At 58.6% G+C, this 26460-nt stretch carries 25 protein-coding genes; 6 read left to right on the top strand and 19 right to left on the bottom strand.

The features are described from left to right. Positions 1-187: 187 nt before the first annotated feature. The 3 genes from Q7U76_01030 to Q7U76_01020 are packed head-to-tail and all read right to left on the bottom strand — an operon-like array spanning position 188 to position 3929. Positions 188-2233: an AAA family ATPase gene (locus Q7U76_01030; protein ID MDO8354960.1), complete on the bottom strand. Its 2046-nt coding sequence runs from the start codon at positions 2231-2233 to the stop codon at positions 188-190. Continuing rightward, positions 2230-2769, bottom strand: coding sequence for a hypothetical protein (locus tag Q7U76_01025; protein MDO8354959.1), 540 nt, complete (start codon positions 2767-2769; stop codon positions 2230-2232). The genes Q7U76_01030 and Q7U76_01025 overlap by 4 nt, the downstream gene beginning before the upstream one ends. After that, entirely contained in the window at positions 2766-3929 is a 1164-nt protein-coding gene (locus tag Q7U76_01020) for an SIR2 family protein (GenBank protein MDO8354958.1), read from the bottom strand. The genes Q7U76_01025 and Q7U76_01020 overlap by 4 nt, the downstream gene beginning before the upstream one ends. Positions 3930-4746: 817 nt before the next feature. On the opposite strand from Q7U76_01020, the gene Q7U76_01015 reads away from it, so the two are divergent. Then, entirely contained in the window at positions 4747-5664 is a 918-nt protein-coding gene (locus tag Q7U76_01015) for an AEC family transporter (GenBank protein MDO8354957.1), read from the top strand. Positions 5665-5883: 219 nt separating this feature from the next. On the opposite strand, the gene Q7U76_01010 is transcribed toward Q7U76_01015, so the two are convergent. Beyond that, positions 5884-6180: a hypothetical protein gene (locus Q7U76_01010; protein MDO8354956.1), complete on the bottom strand. Its 297-nt coding sequence runs from the start codon at positions 6178-6180 to the stop codon at positions 5884-5886. A 561-nt stretch (positions 6181-6741) separates the two neighbouring features. On the opposite strand from Q7U76_01010, the gene Q7U76_01005 reads away from it, so the two are divergent. Then, complete coding sequence (locus Q7U76_01005; protein ID MDO8354955.1) at positions 6742-7635, top strand: lytic transglycosylase domain-containing protein; 894 nt, start codon at positions 6742-6744, stop codon at positions 7633-7635. A gap of 188 nt (positions 7636-7823) precedes the next feature. Here Q7U76_01005 and Q7U76_01000 read toward each other — a convergent pair whose 3' ends face one another. The 3 genes from Q7U76_01000 to Q7U76_00990 form a co-directional block, all read right to left on the bottom strand. Then, on the bottom strand, positions 7824-8135 hold the full coding sequence (locus tag Q7U76_01000; GenBank protein ID MDO8354954.1) for a type II toxin-antitoxin system RelE/ParE family toxin: 312 nt from the start codon (positions 8133-8135) through the stop codon (positions 7824-7826). Further along, positions 8132-8362, bottom strand: coding sequence for an addiction module protein (locus tag Q7U76_00995; protein MDO8354953.1), 231 nt, complete (start codon positions 8360-8362; stop codon positions 8132-8134). Before Q7U76_00995 ends, Q7U76_01000 begins: the two co-directional genes overlap by 4 nt. 414 nt (positions 8363-8776) lie before the next feature. After that, entirely contained in the window at positions 8777-11671 is a 2895-nt protein-coding gene (locus Q7U76_00990; GenBank protein ID MDO8354952.1) for a peroxidase family protein, read from the bottom strand. Positions 11672-11880: 209 nt separating this feature from the next. Here Q7U76_00990 and Q7U76_00985 point away from each other — a divergent pair, with 209 nt between their 5' ends. Then, positions 11881-12750 carry an MFS transporter gene (locus Q7U76_00985; protein ID MDO8354951.1) on the top strand — a complete coding sequence of 290 codons (870 nt, stop codon included), beginning with the start codon at positions 11881-11883 and terminating at the stop codon, positions 12748-12750. 116 nt (positions 12751-12866) lie between these two features. Here Q7U76_00985 and Q7U76_00980 read toward each other — a convergent pair whose 3' ends face one another. The 8 genes from Q7U76_00980 to Q7U76_00945 all read right to left on the bottom strand — a co-directional run bounded on the left by Q7U76_00980 (position 12867) and on the right by Q7U76_00945 (position 20099). Beyond that, the gene (locus Q7U76_00980; GenBank protein MDO8354950.1) at positions 12867-14483 is read right to left on the bottom strand and encodes an SUMF1/EgtB/PvdO family nonheme iron enzyme; all 1617 of its coding nucleotides are present in this window, start codon (positions 14481-14483) and stop codon (positions 12867-12869) included. Next, positions 14480-15268: a DUF3365 domain-containing protein gene (locus Q7U76_00975; GenBank protein MDO8354949.1), complete on the bottom strand. Its 789-nt coding sequence runs from the start codon at positions 15266-15268 to the stop codon at positions 14480-14482. Before Q7U76_00975 ends, Q7U76_00980 begins: the two co-directional genes overlap by 4 nt. A gap of 139 nt (positions 15269-15407) precedes the next feature. Then, entirely contained in the window at positions 15408-15917 is a 510-nt protein-coding gene (locus Q7U76_00970; GenBank protein ID MDO8354948.1) for a hypothetical protein, read from the bottom strand. A gap of 113 nt (positions 15918-16030) precedes the next feature. Beyond that, positions 16031-16399, bottom strand: coding sequence for a hypothetical protein (locus tag Q7U76_00965; protein ID MDO8354947.1), 369 nt, complete (start codon positions 16397-16399; stop codon positions 16031-16033). Positions 16400-16462: 63 nt separating this feature from the next. After that, positions 16463-16795, bottom strand: a complete 333-nt coding sequence (locus Q7U76_00960) for a hypothetical protein (protein MDO8354946.1) — start codon at positions 16793-16795, stop codon at positions 16463-16465. 151 nt (positions 16796-16946) lie between these two features. Then, the gene (locus Q7U76_00955; protein ID MDO8354945.1) at positions 16947-17591 is read right to left on the bottom strand and encodes a response regulator transcription factor; all 645 of its coding nucleotides are present in this window, start codon (positions 17589-17591) and stop codon (positions 16947-16949) included. Further along, the gene (locus tag Q7U76_00950; protein ID MDO8354944.1) at positions 17548-19875 is read right to left on the bottom strand and encodes an ATP-binding protein; all 2328 of its coding nucleotides are present in this window, start codon (positions 19873-19875) and stop codon (positions 17548-17550) included. The genes Q7U76_00955 and Q7U76_00950 overlap by 44 nt, the downstream gene beginning before the upstream one ends. Positions 19876-19952: 77 nt before the next feature. Further along, positions 19953-20099 (bottom strand): hypothetical protein, encoded by a 147-nt coding sequence (locus Q7U76_00945; protein MDO8354943.1) that lies wholly within the window; start codon positions 20097-20099, stop codon positions 19953-19955. Between the two features lie 50 nt (positions 20100-20149). Between Q7U76_00945 and Q7U76_00940 the strand changes: the two genes are divergently transcribed. The 3 genes from Q7U76_00940 to Q7U76_00930 all read left to right on the top strand — a co-directional run bounded on the left by Q7U76_00940 (position 20150) and on the right by Q7U76_00930 (position 21836). Further along, positions 20150-20410, top strand: coding sequence for a hypothetical protein (locus tag Q7U76_00940; GenBank protein MDO8354942.1), 261 nt, complete (start codon positions 20150-20152; stop codon positions 20408-20410). 18 nt (positions 20411-20428) lie between these two features. Beyond that, complete coding sequence (locus Q7U76_00935) at positions 20429-21382, top strand: hypothetical protein (GenBank protein ID MDO8354941.1); 954 nt, start codon at positions 20429-20431, stop codon at positions 21380-21382. Between the two features lie 286 nt (positions 21383-21668). Further along, positions 21669-21836 carry a hypothetical protein gene (locus Q7U76_00930; GenBank protein MDO8354940.1) on the top strand — a complete coding sequence of 56 codons (168 nt, stop codon included), beginning with the start codon at positions 21669-21671 and terminating at the stop codon, positions 21834-21836. Between the two features lie 380 nt (positions 21837-22216). Here the strand turns inward: Q7U76_00930 and clpX are convergent, their stop codons facing one another. From clpX to Q7U76_00910, 4 genes are all read right to left on the bottom strand, one after another. Next, positions 22217-23491 (bottom strand): ATP-dependent Clp protease ATP-binding subunit ClpX, encoded by a 1275-nt coding sequence (gene clpX / locus Q7U76_00925; protein MDO8354939.1) that lies wholly within the window; start codon positions 23489-23491, stop codon positions 22217-22219. A 140-nt stretch (positions 23492-23631) separates the two neighbouring features. Next, on the bottom strand, positions 23632-24084 hold the full coding sequence (locus tag Q7U76_00920) for a CBS domain-containing protein (protein ID MDO8354938.1): 453 nt from the start codon (positions 24082-24084) through the stop codon (positions 23632-23634). A 726-nt stretch (positions 24085-24810) separates the two neighbouring features. After that, a complete protein-coding gene (locus Q7U76_00915) occupies positions 24811-26187 on the bottom strand; it encodes a glycosyltransferase (GenBank protein ID MDO8354937.1) in 1377 nt (458 codons plus the stop codon). Positions 26188-26234: 47 nt separating this feature from the next. Further along, positions 26235-26460: hypothetical protein (locus Q7U76_00910; GenBank protein ID MDO8354936.1), on the bottom strand; the 226-nt coding region annotated here is incomplete at its 5' end.

The raw sequence follows: 26460 nt of genomic DNA, 5'->3' as shown, positions 1-26460 counted from the left end.
TGCCGTCCGCAAGGCGTAAATCTGGCACCGGTCTTCGTAGGTGATCCGACGATATGTGCGCATCAGTAACCCCTTGGTGTGCCAAGAGGTTACTCCATCACGCCGTCGTTGACGTTATGCACTGGCTACTTGAATCCGCGTTCCATAAAATAAGACTTTTTCTGGCAAAAGGCGCTTTACTAACACGCTACGCCTCAACCGCTTGGAGTACCTGTCGAGGAAGTGGGAAGATGTCTATTTTTCGCTCGATGGAAGCCGACCCGTTGTTGGCTGTGGCAAACTCAAATCGCCTACCAAACTCAGTAGGCGTGCTTCGAAGACGCCGGCATAAAACATCGGCAAGCGCGGGATCTTCGACCGCGACAATAACTTGTCTGCCTGTTTTTCTCACAGCCGAAAGGACCTCAACCAGGTTCAATGCTCGGTAATCATCGATATGTTGAACGGGGTCATCCAGCAGCAGCGAACGCAGACGGCACCAGGGTCGCGAAAGATGAATGGCCAGAAGAAATGCAATGCCTGCGGCACGGCGTTGACCACTACTGAACAAGAACTGTGGGTTTCGTCCATCACCCACAGTAAAATTCAAAGAGGCACGCACGCGACCACCAAAATCCGTCTCGATTTCTCGCCAATCGGTGTGCGGACGAAGACGTACATAGAGCTCTTTCAGCAACGGCATAACAGTGTCAAACTGTTCTGTAAGAATTTGATTGGCAACCTCTTTTGCGGCGCTGTCGATTTGTCGAGCCGTTTCAACCACTCGCTCGACAGCGGCCATCTTCGCAGTTTCCTCATCAAGCCGTGAGCGCAGATGCTGAAGTCGAGCTTCTAGCGCCGTAACACGATCATGTGCACTCGACGCCTCTAGCACGAAAAGGGCATGTTCGAGCTGTGCTGTCTCCTCTTGCCTTTGGAGCATCAAACGTCTAGCGGCCTCTGGCTCCGAAGAAGGCACAGCCAGTTCCCACCGACTAAACGTTGCCACCACCCTCGCAATACCGTGCGAGATTCCCGCCCGACGAACTTCGAGATCTCGCAGTTGCTGCCCAGCCTCCGTTAGCATCGTCTCCGCCTGTTGCATTGCTAAACGTGCCTGATCGAGAATTTCTATTGCACGGGTTGCGCGGGCAACCCGCACGCTCAAATTAGATCTTACCGCCGCAATCGCGGCAGTAAACTGTTCGGAACTTCGTACGACATCACACAGCGGGCAATGTCCATTCTGCAAACCAACAGCCTCTCCATGATCAAGCAATGCAGCCATATGGCTAGCGAAAGCATCGTTCTCCTGCTCCGCGGCCGCGATCCGTTGTGCTTCTATCAGCTTCTCTTTAGCATGCTCCTTCGCCAGACGCGCAGAACCCTCAACTGCCCGAGCCGCTGCAATCTCGGCCAGACCAGACTCTGACTCCAAGTACAGTCGTTCCGCCTCTAAGTCCTCAGCCAGAGCAAGAGCTTCAGCAAGTGCAGGAATTGATTGTTTCCTATCAGCAATTCGTCTTAGGAGTATCTCTGCCCGGTCCCCAGGCACGGCTGCAAGATCAGGGGCAAACGTTCTTATGATCCGTTCGGCCTCAGACACATCAGCCTGTCGTTCGGCTGCGCTACGCGCCTCAGTTAGGGCGCCTAAGGCTCGACCAAGCTCTGCTTGTGCTTCGGAAACTCTTTCCGACTGCGCCACTCTTGCTGCTTTAGCAGTCTCCAAGAGAGTACCCGTCCGTTTTGTGTGGTCAGGTCCAGCCAAACCACCGATTGCTGCACGTACTGCAGCGGCTCTCGCCTGCTCAGGCAAATCTAGACTAAGTGCCGCTATCGTTTCATCTCTAATCAAGGTCGTTTGCATCAGGATTTCAGGCCAAGCTTGGGCCGTCGACTCCCCGACACAGAGCAGGCGAACAATATCGTTCGGCTGTATATCAAGACCGCGTTCCCGGCTACGGGTGGCCACAAACTCCTCGCCATTTCCATCAACAAAGCCGACTGAAACGTACTGATTCTCTGGCGTGCCCTCCCCTACCCACCAAATATGCTCATCAAGTCCACCGCCCTTGGCGCCCTTAACTGAATACTTATTGATCGTACCAGTAAGTACGAAATCAACTGCATCTAGTACCGTGCTCTTCCCAACACCGTTTCGGCCTGTCAGCACAACAAATCCACCAGGCAAATCTAGACGGGTCTTGTCCTTGAAGCCGCGAAAACCAGCAACCTCAATAAAGGCTAGTTTCATGCCAGCCCCCCTAAGAGCCGAACGACCTCAGTTGGTGAAACGAATTGGTCGAGCACAACGTGAGGAGCTATTGGCGCGATTGTGCGAATACGCATTTGCAGGCGTTCAGTAACGTCCTCTGCTCGGAGCGCTGGCTGATATTGCAGAGGCAAGATCGGCAGTAGAGCTCGCAATAGCTCATCACGGCTCACGAGACCACACGCTGCGATCTTTCGAGTTCGCTCCAAGTCCTCCTCAACCCAGCGCACTTGACGGCTCTGAGTCGGATCGGCAGCTACACCACACAAAAAAAGACAGTAAACATTCCACGCCTTTTCCCCTGCAGCACGAACGCTTGGCGCATAGCGCTTCAGGAAAGCTATCTCCATACTTTTCCACCGCTCAAGGAGACTGCTTGGGTCCTCAAAGATACAGCCAAACCCCAGGAGAGCGTCGTCCTCAAAGCACACGATGGAAGAACGCTCAATTGACGTAAGACGCGTGGTGAAACCCGCCTCCCGCAACACTACCTGCAACGTCGAAAGTACATCGATCATATGATTAACTCCACCCTGGCCTGCTCAAGCGTCAGCCATCTTGCCCCCCCACCTGAACTAGGACGCATCATGCTAGCGCCGCGACCGAAAGCGACCAATCTTGCAGGAACACCGTAATCCTCAGCGCCTGCACACACCACAATATCAGACTGTATAATAGTCGAAGGCTCTCGATAATCCTCTCTCACCTGTGCTAATCCCCGCCCTGCTCCATTGACGATCCGGATGGATTGGCCACCGTGATGTAGCCAAGCACCTTGCTTTGTGGCGCCAGCATTCAACAACATCAAGTGAATATGTGCAGCCTGAGCAGCATGTTGGGCTGGAGCCTTCCACGTCGCTGCCCGGTTGTAAGGGACACCTTCGGCATCGCGCCGAAGATTGTAAAGATCCTCACCGGGCAAGGCGTCTGGCGTAGCCGCTGGCGGAACAACTCCGCCGGTGGCCTCAATCAAAGGTCTGCCCAATGCATAGAACTTTTTAGTCCATGCCCTTGAGTAGGCTGTCCTCAAATCGTCGAGAGCGTCGGCTCCAGATGCCTGCACATGCTCAAACCGATTGCTCAAACTGGTTAGCTTAGCCCAGAGGTTCGGCGCTTTAGCCTGAAGGTCATTGGCAGGGCTCGGGTCTATGACAGTAACGCATCGGGCATTATTGATCTCAAGCGCATTGGCTAATACATCATTTAGGTATATCCAATCCGTCCAAAATCCCACGACGACTAGATGCTTGTCCGGGAGATTCAAGTTCATCCAACTAGAGCAGGTCGACACACGTTCGCTAACTGGGGGTTGAGCGAGCTGCCCATATGTCCAAACCGTGTTCTCTTGGTCGAGGCGGAGGCAACCGTGAAATTTGACCAGAGGGTTAGTCGTGTTGAATGTACTGGCGTCCTGCCCGGTAAGGGCCCCTCGCATATCAACCTTTCGGTCCTGCGCCCAACTCTCGATCAGGCAATCAATGTTTGCAGACAGTGCCGCCCGCGCACCGCGAGTAATAAGAAGATCTGCGATAGCAGCATGACCTTTATTTGGAGCCCCGACGAGGTCGTTCCACGGTATTAGACCAAGGAAAATCTTAAAATCATTTCTCGCATGGAAATGCCTAGCAAGCAGCCCTATATCGTTTCTCAGTATCGGATCGAGAGATTCTGTGGCCACCCAGCGGTCATAACATCTCTCAGAAATCTGAGCGGCAGATAAAAGATTACTCGGCGACGGCATCGACAAGCCCGCTCCACAAAGGAACATAAGCGAGTCCGTCTCAATGGCACCAAGAAGTCTAACCGTCTGATCATGACTAAATGCCATATGCTTCCGCTGTACTCGCCGAACCCTGAATCAGAATAGTCCTCGTCTTGAAATGGCGACAGGCTACGACTCCTGCCGGTAGGTGTCAACTCATCGAACTGGCGAAACCTAGGCATTTGTGGAATGTAGAGGTGGACGCTTAACACTTACCGTTCGTTCTACAAGAGAGTAGCCAGACCGTCCCTCCCTGGGCGCACTGGGCGAGTAATTTGTCTCCTCTATACCTTCATCCGCCGAGGCTGCTGGTGTAATTTCCACTGCGCCGGTCCAATACCTTTTCCAAGCTTGTCCATTTCCTTTTCCAGGGGTGGACTGGTTGATCCTCGATTGCGCGCGTCGAACGAGGCCCTTCTGAGGGCGCGCGTTCCGCGAGCAGGAGGACAACCAGGCCACCTCCTCTCACCTCCAAGCTTGCTCGTCGCTCACCTCTTCTCACCTAGCACCACAGGGGGATGCCGTCGCAGGTTACGCGCCTCACCGGAGGACCGAGGTATCCACCGAGGCTGAACCGGGAAGGAAAGCTGGAACTGACCAGAGCCACGAGACCGTGGCGGCGGGAATTCCAGAAGGCTTCCGCCCGGTGAAGCCCGGAAGGATCAGTCCGGGAGGTGGGTGCGCACCCGCGACGGCATCCCCCGCCCCCAATTTTCTGCTACTCTCTCCCCCCATGCCCCCCTCCCACCAAGCCTTCCTCATCCTCTTCGTCGCCGGCGCGTTACTGCGCCTCTCCGGCCTGCTGACGAAGCACCATGCCGAACGGCTGGGCCTCTTCGTCTTTTCCGTCAGTCTGCCTGCCACGATTCTCGTGTCGCTCGATCGCGTCGCCTTCGCGCCGACGGCCTGGAAGGTGCCACTGGCCGCCTGCCTTCTGACGCTCTCGCTCGTGCTCGTCTCCTGGCCGCTCGCCAGATCGCTGCATCTCGCCCGCCCGACGCAGGGCGGATTCCTGCTCGCCGTCGGCTGCATCAATTCCGTGTACTTCGCCTATCCCGTGGTACTGGCAACGTTCGGCGAGGAAGGGCTCGCGCAGGCGATTCTCTTCGACCTGGGCCAAACCATGCTCACCCTCACGGCACTCTATGCGCTGGCCGCATGGCATGGCACCGCCTCACCATCGGCGGGCTCCTCGCTGACACGACTGCTCAAGTCTCCCCCCTTCTGGGCCATGACCACCGTGCTGGCCATGAAAGGAGTAGGACTCCATCTGCCCTCCTGGCTCCAGACGATCTTGACGCCGGTCCATCTCACGACCACTCCTCTCGCGAGCCTGGTCCTCGGCCTCTCGATCAGTTTCGAGGCGGTACGGAGAACCTGGCCCCTGACCTTGCTGGGCGTGGCGCTGCGGATGGGGGGCGGCCTGTTGTTGGGATGGACTGTCGCCTGGCTGCTGGATCTCACCGGTTTGGAACGAGCGGTCGTGATCCTGATCGCCGCGATGCCCTCGGCTGTGACGGCGGTAATCTTCGCGACGGAAACCGGCCTGGATGAAGATCTGGTCGCCTCGATCGTGGCCCTGTCGATCTGTCTCGGGGTGGCTCTGCTGCCCTGGCTGCCCCAGCTCGCCGCCCTGCTAGCAGGCCGTTGATAAAGGCCGCCAGCGGCGTTCTCGCGGCGCGGAGAGGCTCAACGTACTGCCGAGAGTACGACTCGCCCCTCCGCTTACTGCGGTCTTGCTGGACGGCCTTTCTGAACAGCCTGCTGGGATAGGGGATGGAGTGCTGAGAGTGGATTAAATGAAAAGAGCTTATGGCTTATAGCCTATAGCGACAAGAAAAGAACGGGTGGAATGGAAACGATGGGTGGGCTAAGGTTTCTTCGCAACCACCTTGCCATTTTCCCACACATAAATAGGCGTATGGTGCGTTCGCGCTGTGGCTCTGGCTATTTTGGCCGCTCGACGCAACGCACGTCCAACGTCTTGCGCAAAGGACTTCGCCTCTGCTGTTCCATTGGATGGCCGCCCAACCCGACGCGCGCCCCGGAGTTCTTCCTCTGTGGACTCCGGGATGTCCGAGAAATCAATCTGTGAGTCGGGCATAGGCTTGACGCTCGCGCCGGCTCGCTTGCCGCGCGCTGATGATTCAGATTTTTTCTTTGTCATAGCCCATCCTCCGCATTGGAACCAAAACGGGGATATTCTACTTTTCGGCTGGTTGCCAACGAGAATTTGGCCACAGGCTACGACTCGCTGTCGGTGGGTGTCAACTCATCGCAATGGCAAGGGCTGCCTTCTGCCTCGCATTCAGCGAGACGGGAGGCCTGTCATTCCCTCCACCTCACTTCAAGGGAGGGGCCAAGGCTGCCCTTTACTGCGCGCATCGGACGAGCACATTCTGATCGTGCGCGTTCTGCGAGCAAGAAGGGCACCTGGCTGCTCCCTACCCCTCCTTCCAAGCTTGCTCGCACCCCTTTCCCTTTCATGGGGACCAAGGCTTCGAAGTGGCCTGAATCGGTCCCATCGTGCGCGCGTCCAACGATATAAATGATCCTTCTACGCTTGCTCGTTTCACTCAAGGGGGTGGCCTGGTTGATCCTCGATTGCGCGCGTCGAACGAGCACATTCTGATCGTGCGCGTTCCGCGAGCAAGAGGACGACCAGGCTGCCCCTCTCTCCCCGCATCAGGCCACTCTCCCCTCACGCTTTTAATATATATTGTCCCTCATGTCCTCTCGTCCCAATCGCCACTCCCCCAAACGTTCCCGCCGCCGAACGAAGCGCGGGCGTCGCAAGCCGGTCAGAGCCTTCTGGCGGTTTCTGCTCGCACGGTGGAATAATTTTCGTCGAGTGATGAAAGCCGTGCTCAAGTCGCCGCCGACGATGCGGGCCGTCATGATTGCCGTCCTCCTTCTCCTCCTGTGGCTCGGCGTCAACTGGGCCTATCACGCGTTCAACAAGCCGAGCGAAGTCCTCTTTCCCCTGGACCGGGCCCTCAACAAACGTCCCATCGAAACCTGGAAGGAATACGGCTCGCTCTTCCGCGAACATGCGACCTCGGTCATCACCGCCGAGCTGCTGGCGGCGTTGGCGCAGACGGAGGGAGCGGGCAATCCGGTGGCGCGGACCTACTGGCGCTGGCATCTTTCGTGGAATCCGTTTGAGTGGTACCAGCCTGCGTCGAGCGCGGTCGGCATGTATCAGATCACAGACGGGACCTTCCGCGAGGCGACGCGCTACTGTATCCACGACCACGTGGTCGTCGAGGACGGCCCCTGGAACGATCTGAACTCCTGTTGGTTCAACAGCCTCTACACCCGCGTCCTGCCGAGCCATGCCATCGAAGTGACCTCGGCCTCGCTCGATCGCGCGGTCGCCAAGGCGATCGGCACCAGGCTGGGCGGCAGGGTCACTCTTCGACAGAAGCAGGATCTCGCGGCCTTGATACACCTCTGTGGAGCCGGGGCCGGCCATGCCTATGCCTCACGAGGATTCCGGCTGACTCCCAGCCAACGGTGCGGCGACCACGACGTGAGCAGCTATCTGGCCAGAGTCAATGCCTTGAAATACGAATTCTCCAAACCGGCGGCAGGAGACAAGGCGATCAGACGAGAGCGCTGACCTCGTGGTCAAAACCGGAGCCGATGGCTGATAGCGTATAGCTGATGGCAAGCAACAAAAGCAGATGGCATGAACAAGAAGTATTACGTGTGAAACGTTGTTCCTGACGTGTAACGCGTTTTGAACGTTCAGCGAGACACGAGGGACGAACGACGCCGAAAGCCGCGCGTTGCGCGAGCACAGCGTTACTATGATTGTTTTAGTGAGCCGAACCGGCCTTCCCAGTAACCGGGGCGGCGGCGGAGATGCATGACGGCGAGGACCACGATTTCATCGACGGTGGCGACATAGAGAATACCGAAGGGAAACCGCTTCAAGAGACGACGCCGGACATCCTGCTTTATTTTCGGAGCGGCTTTTGGGTGTGAGGTAATGGCGGCAATCGTTCGTTCTACTTCGGAGAGAAACTCCGCTCCCAAACCTATTGATTGGCTTTGGTAGTAGCGTGCTGCGGCCGTCATTTCCTCCTGCGCGGGAGAAAGAAAGACGATCGCGATCATGTGAGTTGGGATTTTGCTTCGCGAAAGACTTGATCGGCTGGCTTGGCAGTCAGTATTCCCTGCCGGTACGACTGGTAACGTCTTTCAGCTTCCTCCAGCCAAGCTGCTTCCGCATCGACATCTTCGCCGGGGTCGATGCTCGCAATGAGGTGTTGCGCCAACAATGCACGATCTTGTGTCGGCAAGTGCCGAGCTTCCTGTTCAAGCTGCGCGACTGACTTTGACATAGGCATCACTCCATATATAGGGGTCACATAACTCTACGGCGATTCCATGCTGTTTGCAACGGGGTTTGGTTTTTATGAGAACGCCTTCTATTCCCTCTTCTCCCTCACTTAAAAAAAGGGGGCAGACGGTCCTCACTGCGCGCGTCCAACGAAGGTTGGTCTATCTCGTCTATCTGGTTGGTCGCACCGAAAATTCACCCAGAAGAACCAGATAGACCAGCTAACCAAACAGACAATCCCCGATGCGTTGCGCGAGCACAGAAGATCATCAGCCTCCATCCCCTCCCCGTCTATCCTCCCTAGTCCGCCTACTTCTCTTCATGAGGGTGGCCTGGTCGATCCTCAACTGCGCGCGTCGAACGAGCACATTCTGATCGTGCGCGTTCCGCGAGCAAGAGGACGACCAGGCCACCCTCACTCCTTCTTGCTGGCGAACGCCTCATCTTGTTCTGCCCCAGCCCGCGCCTTCCAATCCAGGCTGTAGTATTCCCCACGATCCCTGGCCCAGGGGTCGAACGCATTCACCACCCCTTGAAGTTCGCCCGCCAGTTCCGGCATCGTCCGCAAGAGCACACGTTTCATGGGAGAGACCGGCTGTGTGTGCCCGTTGATCGTCCCCTGCTCCATCTGCGCCGGACCCGGTCCATTGTGCATGACCCAATCGACGCCGAACGACGTGTAAAATTCCGGGCGGAAGCTGGACGTGAAAAACCGGTCGCTGAAGAGGCGGCGCGAGGCGTTGAGGATGAACACGACGAACTGGGTTTCGGAAATGGCGAAGCCATGCGGCCGCCGGAACTCCGCCAGCCATCCCACCACCGTATCGACGTCCTCGATGTTGTCGACCATGGCGCCGTTCGGATGGCCCAGACAATCGTTGATGGGTGAGCCGTCGTCGTTCAACCGGGCGTCGGTAATCCTCTTGGAGGCATCGCACCGGTGCTGTCCGTAGACCTCGCGCAAGGTCTTCACGAGCTGCTCTTGCTCGCTCCGCTTCTTTGCATCCTTTTCGCGCTGGTCCACGAAGTCGTTGAAGCTGGTCAACTGCATGAGACCATATTGCCGGCGGAACTCGTTGTAGCGCGGGACGCCCCGCTCCCGATCCCTGATGAGATCGAGCGCGGCCACGTCGATCTGTCTGGTGGGAGACTGCAGGCGATTCATCGTGAGGTTCTGCAGAAACTGCGGATGGTTCTGCAGGGTCAATGACCCCAGCCGCTGGCGGCCCATGCTGAGCGCCCAATTGGTGAGGCCCTTCTCGCGCATCGCCCCGGTGGCCTTGCCCCGGAAGGTCTCGATCACCGGCACCTTCTGCCGGACGACGTTCGGCTCCCTGTTCCACTCCCGGTAGTCGATCAGGTCCGGCAACAGCGGATGCAGCCGGTACACCGTGATGAACTCCTCGGGGAAGTTGAAGGGGGAGCCGAAATGGTTCACGCCCCCGTTGATGTGGTCGTCGTTCTTCAAATCCCAGCGGTCGACTTTGCCGGGATCGATCAGGCCTACGATCGGCAGGCCCTCATAGACCCGGTTGCCCAAGCCGAAGATGCCGGGCCCGGCTGCCAGCGCCGCGTAGAGGCTGTTCGCCTTCCTGGCATCCTCCGAATCGCCGAGGCGCCGCACGACTTCCTGCAGCGCATCCGCCACCAACTCCTGCTTCTCAAAGACCCCGCTCCAGTTGGCATGCATGCCCCGGTTCATCGGCTCGTTGTAGAGTAACTGTGTAGTCCATTCGATGGTGTGGATCTTGGCAATCTCCGCCGCAATCACCAGCCGGGCCACTTCAAACAACTCGGTCGGAGTGACGTCTCTATAGCGGATAACGCGGTCCGGTTCGGCGGGATTTCGCAGACCGCTGTCGCTCTCGGGCGTGAGCTCGGCCTGCTTGCGGAATGCCTCGACGAACGCGTTGTGCTCGCGGGCAAAGACATTATGGTAGAAGCTCAGCCCGATGGACCAGTTGTCGGGGAAGGCCGTGGCCTCCTGGCCGGACCATTCCTGGTTGATCGGATCACCCGATTCAAAGATCGGCAGATATCCTGGTTTGCCTTCCGCTTCAACCGGCATGAGCCACAACTTGGCTGAGTCCTTGGGGTCGCGCTTCACACGTTTACCGGAGCGCTCGTCGTATCCATAGAGCTGCGAGGCATCCCACCAGGCAGTGACGTGATTGGCGGTCGTCTTCGGCGCTCGCGTGAGGTACGTCTTGCCATCCTTCGTAAATGCCCGTGGCTCCGTGCTGTCGGCGATCAAGGCTGCATCGATCTTGTCGTCGGGCCGGCAACCCAACTGCTTAATCGCGTCACCGGTCAGCGGCTGCTCGACGTTCTTGACCAGTTGCGTGACACAACCGAGAGGCATCCAGTCTGGCCGATTGTGGCCCTCTTCCACATGGGCGAACCAATCGTGGGTCATGAACTGGATCCAGAAGGCGGCCAGCACATTGAAGAAGGGAGCCTGCTTGTAATCGCACTCGGCTTCCTTCGCGCCGCCTGCCAACCCATGGCCCTCGCGGCATCTATCGGGCTGCGATTGCCGGCGCGTGAAGAGTGTCCGGCTGATGACTTGGGGGTCCGGCTTGAGGAGCCCCACACGATCTGCATGGCGATTCCTGGTGAGCTCGTTCAGACCCAGATCGGGAAACGTCGCGTCGAACGGCACGTTCCGCGCGAACAGTTGTTGCGTCGACCCCATCAAGGGATTGCGGATATCGTTGCAGATGCCGCTCAGATTGCGAAAGCGAATCAACTCTCCCCGGCAGACTTGTGTTCGGTCGCCGCCGACGGCTGTATAGTCGGGATGGCGCTGCGGCAATCGCAACTCCGGCCAGGTTTTGAACACCGGCCCGGCCCCGCCGTCGCGCCCAGTAACGTAGGATTCGTAGGTCCCATTGTTGTCAAAGAGGTTGAATGAGATGAGTTCGATCCGCTGAACCTCCAGATCGTAGAGCGCGCCGTTGATCCCGTGCGCGTTGGGGCCCAGCACCTTGGCATGGGCAAACAAACGCGCAGGGGCTCGTGAGGAGATATCGCTGGCGGCCCAATAGTTGGGCCAATCCAGCCAAGGCCCTTCGCGAAGACTCTCGGCATGGGTCCCTCCAAGGCACCGGGCGGTGCTCTCCGGCACCTTGCCCAGGAATCGCCGCTCTCGTAGCTTCGCAACTTTCTGCATATCCCGTTGCACAAGCATCTCAGCACAATCTTTTGTGGAGTCCACATAGGTCGCAAACGGACTCTGCCCGGCGCAGCCTTCGAGCACACAGATTCCTGTGGCCATGGCAAGCCATGACCATTTCACTATGCGTCCCATATGTAGCCCTCCTTAACAACGACGGAAATATTTCACGCCACAGCACGGGCCTAGGCTACGTCTCATGCATAGAAGAATCAATATGTCCACGAGGAGATAATCTCGGCCGATCCCCTCCTGTCTCCTCTCCCGAGAAAGCACTTGTATTGGCGAGCCACTCTATCGCACGCTCAAACAGGCGTGGGTACCACACCGGGGACGCCGCTCCTATGAGCCTGTCGACGACCCCAGCGATGAAGAAAACCCTCCTCGCCGGAGCGATCGGCAACGTGCTGGAATGGTATGACTTCGCCCTCTATGGATACTTCGCACCGGTGCTGGCCTCTCTGTTCTTCCCGTCCGATTCCCGCTCGCTGTCACTGATCTCCGCCTTCGGAGTCTTTGCCGTCGGATTTCTTGCACGGCCTCTTGGCGCCATGCTGTTCGGCTATTGGGGCGATACGTTAGGACGACGCCATGCGTTAGCCTGGTCGATCCTCCTCATGGCCGTCCCGACCTGTCTGGTGGGGCTTCTGCCGACCTACGGCACCATCGGGGTGCTTGCCCCCATCGCCCTGACGCTCTGCCGGTTTCTCCAGGGATTGTCGGTCGGCGGAGAATTCACCGGATCCGCCACCTTCCTCGTCGAACATGCGGCGGCCTCGCAACGAGGCTATGTCGGGAGTTGGGCAGGATTCAGCGCTCAAATCGGAGCGCTGCTGGGATCCGGTGTGGGTGCGCTGATCGCGTCGAGCCTCACGGAAGAGGCGCTCCATCAATGGGGTTGGCGGATTCCGTTCGTGCGGGGCGGCCTCATCGCCGTAGCGGGATGGTACGTGCGAACCAGCGTTCCGGAATCGCTGGTTGCCTGCTACATGGGGCCGTTCTTTGCCGCTGTCGCCGACCTCTTCCCGACGCCACAACGCTATACCGGCCTCTCGGTCGGCTACAACATCGGAGCGGCCTTGTTCGGCGGCACGGCCCCGCTGATTGCCACCCTCCTCATCGAATGGAGCGGCAACGTCTTGGCGCCCGCCTTCTATTTGAGCTTCTGCGCGACCGTGTCCTTCGCCGTCATACTCACACTTCGAAACAAGTGACCGGCACCACCAGCTCCAACACGACAAGGGCGGCGATGAGAACGACCTGAGACCTTCTACTATTTCAGGACTGCTCGGGAGGAAATGCACGCGGACAGAGGAAGGAGAGCACAAGATCAGGGCACATCATTCGCGCAGCGCACGCCGAGCGTCGGCCCCCAGTAGGTCACGTCGTCCCATCCCCGGTAGCTGGCCCGCAGATCCGGCGGTTTCTCATTCCATTCCCCGCCCCGCAATACGCGGAAGGAACCACGCAGCGGTCCCTGCGGATCGCGGGCAGGAGAAGCCTGGTAAAAATCTTCCGCGTACCAATCTTTCACCCACTGGGACACACTCCCGATCAGGTCGAACACCCCATAGGGCGACACCGTTGCCGTCTGGCGTCCGACCGACTCGATTCCGTTGGTGCCGGCCTTGAGTTCTCCATTCCTCACCAGGTTTTTCACGATGTCCCCGTCATTACCCCAGGGGTAGCGGCGGCCATCCGTCCCTCGCGCCGCCTTTTCCCATTCGGCCTCTGTCGGCAATCGCTTCCCGTGCCACTGGCAGAAAGATCGAGCCTGGTTCCACGTAATGTTGGTCACGGGATGCTGCACACGTTGCGGGTCATCAAACGCCTGGCGATCTTTGGGCATCGTGCAGCCCCCTCCTTCCACGCACTGTCGGTACCGCGCGTTCGTCACTTCGTATGTGTCGAACCAGTAGGAGCTAAGATGCACCCGGTGCACGGGACGAGCATCTTGCAGCCCATCCTCCGCACCCATCAAAAATTCCCCGGCTGGAATCACCACCATCCCCTCCGGTTGAGCGATGCCGCGCTGGGCCAGCTGCTTCAGTTCATCTTCCTGTGCAGCCCGGAGTTGCTCATTCACCCGCACGATCGCCTCTTCGTCCGGTGCCCTCGGCGCTTGGTCCCGCACCGAACTCGGCTGGAGGCGCGGCGAGACGCCCGCCGATGGGCCGCTCTTCGACGAGGATCCGGCCACCTGAGCCGAAGCCGGCGGCATCAAGGCAATGTCCGTATTCCGGACCGTCTCGATGCGCACGGTGGTCCGGACGACTTCTTGAGCGAGGCCTTTGCTCTCACCGCCTCCCTTCACATCCTTCCTCCCTTTCCCGATCATCGTAAAGTCGAAATCCGGGATATTCGCGAGGAGGGGCGTGGCGTAGGTGATCGGCACCGCAAAGGACATCCCTTCAGGCACGATACCGGAAGGATGGGTGAATTTGGTGGTCAGCACACCGACCACCTGCCCGCGTCGGTTGAAGATGGGCCCTCCGCTGTTGCCGGGGTTGATGGCCGCATCCACTTGAAAGACCCGCTGGACGCCCTTCGTCCGCACCGCCGCAATCCGACCGCGGGTCACGGACACGTCCCGGAGGCCGAACGGAAATCCGACAGTGATGATTTCCTCATCGAGTCGGACTGCCCCCGCATAGCCGATGGGCGCTTCCGTCAATCCCACCGTTTCAATCTTTAGCAGGGCGAGGTCATGCTCTAAATCGGTGCTGATGAGGATCGCCGGCGCGCGAAACTCTCCGGACGTCACGACGAAGATCCGCTTCGCATTGGCGACCACGTGGTGGGCCGTCAGGATATAGCCGTCGCTATGGACAATGACCCCGCTCCCCGCCGGCTTTGCGGCTGGTGCGTCTAGTCGCTCGGACGCCCAGAGGACACCGGGACCGGCGACGACGATCATCACCCATAGAAAGCATGCTATTCGTCTCATGGTCGAATCGGGATCATCACACTAATCGCACCGGCATTTTGCCCGAGGCTGAGTCCCTCCCGGGGATAACCGGTCCGGTCCAGTTCCCCTTTGGGGTCGCCGTGACAATCCAGGCATTTCCTGGTCGTATAGAGAGGAAATATCAGGCGCAACGACCCGCTCTTCGCCGTGACTTCGCTGATCACTTTCTCGCGGGGGTATGAGGAATCGGCAAACGCCTCCAACGCCGTTCGTTCAACCGCATCCGGCGCGTTGAGGGGATTGCGCGGCGCCAGCGCCGTCTGCTTCAGCCGCACGTGTGTCCGTTCAGTGAATCGGGTGGCCACTCGCGCGCCAAAGATCGCGGGAATAAACTCTTTGAGTCCGCCACCTGGTCGATTGATCTCAGGTTGGGCTTCTGCGACCACCTGCTTGCTGACCAAGATCAGTTCTTTGAGGAGCTTCTTCGCTCCAGCCGGAATTCGCGCCGCCTCAAGATCTCGCAGATCGGTACCTGAGCGGCCGTGAAAGACGTCCAGTACTTGTCGTTCAAACACGTCAGGGGTAAAGCCTTTTTCCGTTTTCCCCTGCTCATCGAACAGGACTTGGTTCTCGTTGATCACGTTTCGGCCGGAATCGAGTAGGATCGCGAGGAGGCGAGCCGTCGTCTCAAGCTCAAGGATGGTTTGAAATGGAGCGCCGGATTCCGGCTGACGATCCTTCGCACAGGCCCGTTCGCTGCCTGCCCAACCGGCCACGGCAAAGACCAGAATTGGTACGATCACCCACCGCAGGCGACTAGTCATAACGTCGACCCTGCTGCGTACGCATGGTGGAAATACTCGTGCACACGGTCCCTTCTCCGCAACGTTGCGGAGAAGGGACCGCACACAGAAATAGTATGTTCGCTCACACGTGAAGTCAAGACGCGACAGGTTGCCTCTCTCACCGGGACCGATAGATGTCGATCATGACGTTATCGGCGTCAAGCTCGACCGTGACAGGAGCCCCTTCCTGAAACACGGAGAGTTTACTGCCCGCGAGCGCATCCACATCGAAGCGTTCGAATCCCTCTGGCGTCGAAATCTGAATCTCACTCCAATAGGGATCGGCATAATGGATCGTCCCGGCAATCATGCGATGGTTGGCAAACGCCTGTCCTGCCTTGGTGACATCCAGCAAGACGTTTCCCGAATCCACCAGCATGAGGACGGTATCTCCCGTCTTGGCCTCGTGCAATCCCACTCGATCGGCTTTGTTGGGGCTAATCGTACGCAGCTGTAGATTGTCCGGCGTTTTGACGAACAGCATGCCGGACTCGATCTTTGAGATGACCCCGCTGAAGCCATGATGAGCCCCCATCATCGCCTCATCGGCTTGCGCGATAGCGACAGAGGAAACAGGCGCGACCATCATGATGGACGCCAACACTATTATGTGACGACTGATTCTCATCACGCTACCTCCTCCCCTGAAATACGAAGGTCTCGGGCGAGCCGCGTCGGCTTTCTCCATTTCTCAGCGACAGCCGACCACCGCTCGCCCGGGACTGTTGCGTACCGTAGGACTTAGAGCCCGCCTCCCGCCGGAGCCGGGACGGAAATATTGTATTCCTGGATGGGCGTCACCATCATCGCAAAGTTGAAGAGCTCGTCGGCTGCTACATCGTGAATTCCGTAGTCCCGGTTTCGAAGCATCTTGAACCACTTGCCCATTTCCGTCCTGACGATTCTTTGATCGCCCCGTACCAGCGCTTCCTTCACCAGAGTCAGCTCGCTGAGATACGGATCCCAATTGGAGGTGGGATAATTGGTTTTATAGAAATTCACCGAATTGGTGAGTTCATCGATCCAGTTCGTTTGAGCCAACGCGACCCCCCCGACGAACAGGGCCAGCGCACAGGAGACCGCAACAATTGTCAAAAGCATGGCTTTCATGGGAGCCCCCTTTCCCGACACTTCGGTCGGGTGTGTCGTAAGTTCACCAGAACCATATCGACGTTAATAACTGTCGTATCCCGGAGCGCAGGCGTAATGATTGATGGCATTTTTCCACGGGCCGCAGAGCGGCCTGCGGTCCGGCATAACCATCTCTGCCCGAGGATCCGGAACGCTCATGGGATGCTCAAGCTCTTTTGTTAATTCAGGAGTAGCCACATCTTCCCTGACACCGAGCGACGGCTTATCGATCGTTTTTTCCTTGATCTCCATCGACGGCCCAATCATTTTGCCCGCCGGCTGATCCACCGCGAGCACGGACGGAACACCCAGGAGCAGCATCGCCACAAGCCCTGCGGATGCCAGCGCGCCAATTATGAAAAGACGTTTTCTCATCGCCCCACCTCCTTGCTGAGCGCTCACGGCCTGCCTTTGATTTCCCTTCCGACTCCGCATCATCCTATAAGCGGCATCGAACGGAATCCATTACCCAAAGGATGGTTTTTGCGTACACCGTTCAGGGGAGGGATCGGAAGAAGCGCGCGTATTACTTGCTGTTGAGATAGATCAGAATCGCTTCGACCCGGCCGGCGACACCGAGTTTGCGATAGATGTGGTGGAGGTGGGTCTTCACGGTGTCGAGCGACACGCACAACTGATCGGCGATGTCTTTATTGCCACGCCCGGACGCGGCGCAAGCCAGAATCTCCCGCTCCCGCTCAGTCAGCAGTGTGAGGCCGTCGGCAGTCCCGCGCCCTGCCTCTTGCAGAGCGGAAACCACGTTCTTGGCAAAGCCGTCCGGCATGAAGGGGGAATGCACTCGTTCCCCCCGGTAGGTGGCTCGGATGATGCGAAGAAACTCGGCATGGTCGGCATCCTTCAGAATGTAGCCGCAGGCGCCGGCTTGCACCGCCGCCACGATTCTCGCATCTTCATCATGGACCGACAACATCAAGACCTTCACGTCAGGGAGACAGCCCCTGATTAGGCGCGTGGCCGTGACCCCGTCGAGCCTCGGCATATCCACGTCCATCAGGATCATATCGGGTTTGGTTGTCATCGCCAGATCGAACGCCTCACGCCCATCAGTCGCTTCTCCAACCACTCGCAGGTCCGGTTCGCGTTCGAGCAGCAGCCGAAGGCTTTGTCTAAAGAGCCGTTGATCCTCGGCAATCAGCAATGTGGTCGGCATAGGCCTCCTGGCTCAGCGGCAGTTCGACGGAAAAGACCGCGCCGCCAGACAAACGATTCTCCACCCGAATCCTCCCCCGATGGGCCTCCACCACGAGGCGGCAAAAGTGCAACCCCAACCCTCGTCCAATCCGAATGTCTCCGGGATCTTTCCTCTTAAAAAACATCTCGAACACATGAGGAAAATCCTCCGGAGCAATGCCGGGCCCTTCGTCCGCAACCTCAATCGTGACCTGGGATGCTGACGTGCCACGCGACTCGCTGCCCGTACCTCCTCGCGCTTCCGCGTGAACCGTTACCGTAATCGTTCCTCCTTGTGGAGAAAACTTGAGTGCGTTGTGCACGAGATTGATGAGTACCCGTAACAGGCGACGGCGATCGGCTGTTATCGCGACCTCGTCCTCCGGCATCTCGAGATGAAAGGCCATTCGCTTTGCGGTGGCTTCGGTTCGAAAGAGCTGGACCACGTCAGCGACCAGGCGGTTGACCGACACCGTCGAAATCAAGAGTGGCAGCCCGGAGTAGCTTTCTTGATACACATCCAGCATGTCGTTGATCATGCCAAGCAACAGGTCGATGGTGAATCGCATGTCGTCCCACCATTGTCGCTGCGCGTCCGGCTGCGATCCTTCGCCCTGTCCCAGCAACTCCAACGTCTTCTTGATCCCCACCAACGGATTGCGAATATCGTGGGCGAACATCGAGGCAAACTGACTGAGCGAGGCGAGGCGCTCCGAACGGAGCAACTGCTCTTCGAGACGCTTCTTTTCAGTAAGGTCGCTCAGCTGGACCATGACGGCGACCCGCGATCCGGCATTCTCGACCGGCACCAGATCGACCTCCATGATGAACGTGCCTTCAGCCGGTGAGGGCATCCGCATCTCGCCGGCGGGCTCTTCTTTCTTGGTGACAATGACCGCGTCCAACAATCGGCGCAACCGAGCACGATCCTCCTTCCGAAACAGGTCCTCCACCTTCGTGCCGATCAGATGATCGGCACATGTCCACAGTTTAATCTCGCCTCGACGATTGACATCCTGAATGACTCCCTCCTCGTTGACGAGCAACTTGGTATCCGTCGAATGATCCCACAACATTCGATAGTGCTCCTCGGAGATGGCCAGCTCCTGGTTCGCTCGTTCGAGTTCGGCCACATACTGCCCCCGCTCCCGTGAGGCACGCTCCAGCCGCTCCGTTAATGCATCGAAACTCGCGGCCAAGGTATCGAGTTCCACAATGCCGGCAGACTGCGTGGCCCTTATCGGCTTCTCACCGTTCTGCTGGCCTAAAAGCCGCACGCGCTCGACCAACGCATTGATTGGTCGCACAATGCGGCGGCCGAGGCGCCATCGGAGCAGTGCGACCACGGCAATGGCCAGCATGCCGAACGCCGCAAGCTTCCACATAAGCACACGTAACGGCGCATAGGTTTCGTGGGGATCTTGGCGAACGAGAATGGACCACGTGTCCGTCTGGACGATACCTGGTCGGAGCGCCACGGATGCGAACCCGACAATCCCGCCTTCTTGACCGTGGGTATCGTCCTGGACTTCCATCCAGGCAGCCTCTGGTAGAGAGAGGCCCGAGGCGAGTGCGTCTCTCAACGGTCCCATAAAAGCCGTATGTCGTCCGGGCGGGAGGAGCGGACAGGCCAACACCGTCCCCTGAGGTCCGACCAGCATGACATGACCGGTATCGCCGATCCTACTTTGGAAGACCGAGGTTAAGAGCTGGTCTCTCTCGATCACCGCCTTTAACGCGCCCAACGCAGCCCCAGCTTCGTCGACGATTGGCACGGCGACCTCCAAATACCCCTGCCCCATGTCGTCGAGACGCAACTCCCCCACCCATGATCGTCGCTGGTCGAAAACGACCGGCCACCACGGCTGCCTATGGTAATACGTCCTGGCGCTTTCGCTGGTCACCCCGCCGACCGAACGGCCTCGGCGATCAAGGATGACCAGTGATCGGAAATACGGCCGTTGCGACTCCTTCCACCGCTGAAAGGCCGGCTGGTTGAAGGTCAGCCTGGTGCCTTCTCGGACTGCTTCACGGACCTCCGGTAGGGAGCTGAGCCGTTCCACCCACTCGATTTCCTTGTCCAGGATCAATCCGACTTTATCCGCACTTTGGCGGGCCAGTTCCTGAAACCCGAGGCCGATGGCCACGTGGAAGGATTGTTTCGTCTGCCAATACGCATAGGCCAAGCCGAATGCGCCATAGAGCAAACCGATGGAGAGGACTGAGAGCGTGATCGAGCGCTGAAGACTGACCCGCTTCCTCATGGTGCACAGGTGAGTAATGCGCGATACTGCCATGGAGGGACTGCTGCCCTCCATCCAACTCTCCCGAAAGGGGAATGTCAAGGGCCGCGGCAACCGGCGCGACAGGTGGACGGATGCGATCCTTCAACGTAGATGGTATCGTCTCCGACTTTCCCGATCGGCCCCAGCCCGCCCCCTTCCTTGTTGTTCTGCTCGTTGTTTTGCATGTTGACTGAGTTCGCCATGGGGCGTAGGATTATTAATCATCTTGACCGCCTTTTTTTAGGTGGTGGCTATGGTCCTCCGTGGAACACACATCCAACGGTTTGGGCCTGCTGGGTTTACCCTCCGCGCTATTCTCGTACCTCCCGATCACATCGTTCGCGTGTCCCGTCATGGGGCTCCTGGACGCGCCAGTCTGAAGCCCACAGCGGCCCCCATCGTCTATTCGTTCACCGATACCTATCGATCAGATCCTCTGCGAATCACCCTACGCGACATCGCGTCACTCGAGCCGGACAGCGTGTGGGAACTGACCAGACGCCGGATGGTTTGAGACAAGAAGGAGGTCGTTATGTCACACCGCTATACCACCATCGACGTCATCGTGGGTGTGGGCCTATGCGCCATCGTCTTCGGCGCGCTCCTGTTTTTCGTCGCGGCAACTGGCACCTTCCAGGTCGCGCCGGTTGCCTATGCGCCCCTTGATCAACCGACAGGACTCGCGGCTGGAATGGCCATGCTCCAGCCGGCGCTTGGCCAGGCCATCGTCGAGCGCGCGATTCTGGCGCGCCGCAGCAACCAGGGCATGGCGGAAGCCATCACCGAGTGGAACAAGGCGACCATGGCCGAGCACGATCTGCAATCCATCCCCGGCGGACCCTTCGGCTCGATCCTGCATGATGCCGCCATCGTTCCCGGTCGCCATGCCGCCCGCGTCCAAACCGTCATGGGCCGGGAGATCGTGAATTTCACGAAACGGGGCGTACAAAGCGAGATGCTGTCCGCAGATCAATACTTCTCACAATACAACGACCGCATGATTCAGACGGCCGAAGCCAGAGGGGAGTTGCTGGACCGGGAATTCACGTCGACCTGGCAAGCGACACTCGGACGCAGAATCGTCGCAACTGCGCAGGACTATCGCGGCTTGAGCCTATCGATTCAGGAGCAACTGGGTCGGGCGATTCTGCGGATGACCCATCTGCAGGCGACGTTGGAAGAAAGCTGGGCCAAGAATGAATATCAACTGGCCAGTTTGATCGTCGCAGCCGTTCGCACCGGTGCCTTGACGGACCGGCTCACGCAGCTTGCGATTGTCGAATCCACGCCGGCGCCCACGGTCATCGCCTCCCAAGACCAGGCCTCGTTGCCGCACATCCCGGTCGCGGTCCTGGCTGCAGCAGCACTCGGCTTAGTGGCGATCTTTTTCGTAGGGCTCACGATGGCCGCGACGATCCGGGAACGAAAGGCCATGGCAGAGATGAACCGTAACAATGGCCGGTGGGTGTATCGCATCGCGGCGTAAGGGAGCGTGGGGATAAGGACTCGCGTGGTGCACACGCGAGTGCGTGACCTATGTCAGGGGTCTATTGGGGAATCGTAGCGGGCCTCGTCGCCCTGGTGGCGGTCTTCTTCATCTGCATAGATCTGATGTATGCCGACGAGAAGGGATCGCTCAGTCAGTCCGGTCGCAGCGGGGAAAGAGTGAGTGAGCCGACAAGAGAGACGTCGACTCGCGATCGATACGCTGCGTAGGACGCGGACCAGGGAATGCGACGGACGACAGGATTCGACGAAAAGAGAGGTGGCATATGGTCGAGATGATCGGTCTCGTCACGATGGGTGCGCTCATCGGGCTGCTGGCTTGGTCGATGGCAGGAGAAAGCGAGTCTGAAAAGAGACGGATCTCAAGATCCAGCGATAGCAGCAGCGCCTCCACAGCCATCGTGAGCGGAACGCGAATCAAGCGGGCTGCCTAGGCTTGGGATCTAGCTCAGCGGCACATGCGCAGCACACGGTGCATGCCTCTTGCCCGGGCAAGGGGCATGCATGTGGATGTGAGGGTTTGTCCTCCTCATAGACAGGAGACAAAGGCGGCGGGTCGGCGGCTTCGTGCGGTGGGAACTTAGCAGGGAGGGGGGACTTTTTGCATCCGCGATCTTCCAAAGTCCGTATGTTTGGCGCCAGAAAACACCCCTACCGGAGGCTCAAAAAGTCCGTCCAGCAAGGCCGCAGCGAGTGAGTCATTGAATGCTGCGCTCTGAACGATGAACGCTGAAGTGAACATCGCTTTTCGCTCAGAGTTCAGCGTTTCCCAGCTGGCGGGCTTGTTCAGCCTCCTGTCACTTTCAGCATCTTGTCAGGTAAAGATCTGCGGTTGCCCGATCCCTGCAATGACCTCTTCTGTAATGACGATGGATTTCACGCCTTGGATAGCCGGCACGTCATACATCAGATCCAGCATGACATCCTCAAGGACTGTTCGGAGCGCCCGCGCACCGATCTTCATCTCCGCCGCTCGTCTGGCCACCGCCTTGACCGCCCCACCGGTAAATTGAAGCGTCACCCCCTCGATCTCGAACAGGGCTTCGTACTGTTTGACGAGCGCATTGCGCGGCTCCGTAAGGATGCCGATCAGGGCAGGAACATCCAGGTCTGAGAGCGTCGTGATGACGGGAAATCTGCCCACAAACTCCGGAATCATACCAAACTTGATCAAATCCTCGGATCGAGTCTCATGCAGAACGCTGGTATGACCTTCCAGTTCGACCTCAGGACGGTGCGCTTCAAACCCTAATCGCTTACGCGTGGTGCGATCAGTAATGACCTGGTCAAGCCCCACAAACGCCCCGCCGCAGATGAATAAAATGTTGGTCGTGTCCACCCGCACGTAATCCTGTTCGGGATGTTTCCGCCCCCCTTTCGGCGGCACGCTGCAGACGGTCCCCTCGACAAGCTTGAGGAGGGCCTGTTGCACACCCTCCCCCGACACGTCCCTTGTCAAGGAGGGGCTCTCCGACTTGCGGGTGATCTTATCGATCTCATCGAGATAGATGATGCCGGTCTCGGCCCGCTTCACATCGTAGTCGCAGTTCTGCAACAGCTTCAGGACGACGTTCTCGACATCCTCGCCAACATAGCCGGCTTCGGTCAGCGTCGTCGCATCGGCGATAGCGAAGGGAACGTGGAGCGTCCGGGCCCGGGTCTGAGACAACAATGTCTTGCCGGTCCCTGTCGAGCCGATCATCAGAATGTTCCCTTTCTGCAGCTCGACGTGCTGAAACCGGCCCCGATTCAAGATGCGCTTGTAGTGGTTGTACACCGCGACCGAGAGGACTTTCTTGGCCCGGTCCTGGCCGATAACATAGGCATCGAGAGTCGCCCTGATCTCGGACGGTTTGGGCACGACCATGTGTGAGAATAGGCCAGAATCGACTGCACCGTTGCGCCGGGCCAACGAGGCCGCGCAGCCCGTGACGCATTCCTCGCATATGAGCAGGACGGTTTGACTCTGGCACGAGTCGCATGTGTGCGGGACGTGGGGGATCAGCGTGCGGGCAACGCCTTCGCGCTGGCCGCAGTACGAACAGGATCGAGCGGGATGGTTCGACGGTTGTCTTGTTTCCCAAAACACCACGGCCTCCCTGAACGAAGCCGCTACTCCATCGACACGGTTATTCTATGCCCAGCCTCCCTCGACGGCAAGAGCTCGGATCGACCTGAGCCCATGCGCCACAAGCGCATGAACTGCCGTGCTTCAGCCGGACGCAGGGCTTACCCCCGCATCCCTTTCTCGTAGAACAACCCACGGTTGATATCGCCGATACTGAGCATCCCAACCAGCGTGCCCTGGTCGACGACAGGGATGCGCCGAAAATTCTTGAGCCCCATGTACGAGGCGGCTTCCAAGACGGGATCGTGGGGCGCCACCGTCAAGGGATTCCGGCTCATGATTTCTTCTATTTTCCCGCCAAGCGCCTCAGGGTATCCCTCTTCCATCTCGACAAAATCCCGGCTGTGCACGTTGTCGTGAATATAATCGCCATAGTTGGGATACAGCGGCAGCAACACATCACGCAACGTCACCATTCCAATGAGCCGGGCGTTCTCCTCGATAACGGGAATGGCGCCACAGTGGCGGTTCATCATTTTTATGACGGCCGACCGGACCGTATCTGTCTTATTGGCCGTCACGAGACCGGTTGACATGACTTCATGGACAAGCATGGCCACCTCCTTCTCTCACTGTCGTGAGCAGTCTCACTCTTCATCCCCTCTGCGCGCCATCGCCTACCCGATGCCACAACGACCGAGCCGAGTCATCGGTTTCCGAAGACCGTGCGATTCGTTGAAGAAAGAAACAACACGGGCGACCCTGCACCAAGGTGGGAGGTCGCCCGTGGCTGGCGCTTAGGACGCCGAAGGTCTCTCTATTGTGCGTTGGTAGTAAAGGCCCGTGCGAGGGATGGGGTCAAAGGCGACTCGTCAGAGGAGAAGCAGTATGTAAGCTGCTTGTATGCATCATGCCGGCCCGAGCACTCCAGAATGGCTCGTCGGTAGGTGTGCTGCCTTACGTGGCAACGCGAGAGCCGATGGAGAACCGGCTAGCGTGACTGACGAGAAGCCCGCTCGTGACTCGGCGGGCCGTTGTGATCCGGTGGACTAAGGTCTGCCATTTCCACCTCCTCCTTGGTTTGAAGTCACCTCGGGGATTGTGCCGACAGGCGCGCGCTGGGTCCTCCCCTTCACGCGAAACCTTGTACGTACGACTTCATCCTTACTCCTCTTCAAAGTATGTGTCAACGGGCGTACAGCAACATTTTCTCAGATACGCACGAGCATACCCCGTGCCAGCCTCACACAGACTCCGGCGCGGAATGAAGCAAAGACAAGGGAAGCGCCCTTGGAGAGAAGCAGCACGGGCGACCGCCGTCCCGCGAAAAGACCGGGAGCTTAGCGGGTCAACCACAATCGGTTGCGGACCGTCACCAGCGCATAGGGGAAGATCCAGAAGAGGGTGAAAAATGAAAAGTAGCCGTACAACACTCCGTACAGGAACTCTCGTGAGCGCTCGCTGTGAAGGAAATAGAGGGTATAGGACAATGACACCAACCCGATGGACAGCAGCAGACGGAGCATCGTCCAGGGGTCTTGCACGCTCAGATTGATCAAAAGGAGGAGTGAGCCGTAGGCGACCGGATAGCGCAGATTCGTGACGGTGGTTTCGATCAGGGTCAGCACCATCGCCGGAAACGGAAGCGTCCACATAATCCTCCACAGCCTGATTTCTTCCCGGATATAACTTCGCTCCCAGCGCAGGAACATGTTGCAGAGGGTCCGGTAGCGTTCCGGAGCCAAGGTATGCACGACGGCGGTACGTTGGTACACAGACTTGTAGCCGGAGGCCAGGACGTCGTTCGTGAGCGCCCGATCCTCTCCGATGGTGCAGGCTTCGCCGAAAAAGCGCTGGCGGAACCATGCGGGCACCAGGGGCTTGAGCACCGAGGCCCGATAGGCCGATAGCGCCCCTGGACAGCAATACACCGTGCCATATGACGATTGTGCGCTTCGGAGAAAATCGAAGGACAGGACGAACCGGACATGGAGCATGCGGGGCAGCAACCCACGGAATCGGTTCAGCACACAGACTTTCCCCGCCACCACGCCGACCCGCTCGTCCCGGAACGGACCTGCGATGGCCAGAAGCGCCCCCCGCTCCACGAGACTGTCTGAATCGACGGTCACAATAATGTCTCCCGCCGCTCTCTCAAATCCGGCGGCGAGCGCAGCACGTTTCCCTTGATTGACCGGCAACCGCACCGTACGCACGAGATCGCAGTGTTGTTGCGCCGCCAGGCTCACATGCGTCCAGGTGTCGTCCGTGCTGCCGTCGTCCACGACGATGATGTCCAAACGATCGCGGGGATATTCGGCCCGCACACAGGCATCCACGGTTTGCCGGACCATCGCGCCTTCATTGTAGGCGGGAATCACCACGGACAGCCTGGGGGCCTGCTCGTAGTCGACCGGAGCAACCGGGTGATACCGCAACCAGAGGAGGGTACGGACCGCGAGAAGCACCATCCCCATGGTGAACCACAGCAAGCTTGGCCTCGCAATGACGGCGGCCCAACCCTGGATCGACAGCGACTCGGCAAGCGGGTCAAAGACTTCATGACCGAAACGAATCACCGTGACGATCACGATCCCAAACAGCATGATCGTCCCGATGATGAAGCGTGAGTCGACATTGAACAACCTGTGCCCGTCGTCCGATGAACGAGCGAGGAGCACCGATGGGGAGGAAGAATTGATCGTGAGAGGGTCCATATAGACGTCATCCTAACTCTAGAAGCCAGGGGTCAGAACCGGCAAAATTACGTGGCACCGTGGCGATCTGTCAAGAGTGCGGATGTAGCTCGATCATGCTCCGCTGACAGGTCATCGTCTTGCCGGAGACCGCTGACCTCTTCGATGGATTGGCTGTTCGGCGAGAGGCGGGGTTCGTCGTCCATCTGCCCGGCAGGACGAGGCGAGCAGATCGTTACTGTGGCTTGTTGACGTTGGCGTTGCTGCCGAAGACCGGCAGGGAGGCGAGGTTCT

Source organism: Nitrospirota bacterium (assembly GCA_030645475.1).
Classification (GTDB): Bacteria; Nitrospirota; Nitrospiria; order Nitrospirales; family Nitrospiraceae; genus Palsa-1315.
The sequence above is the reverse complement of the archived record's forward strand: the minus strand, read 5'-3'. Positions and strand labels throughout refer to the sequence as shown.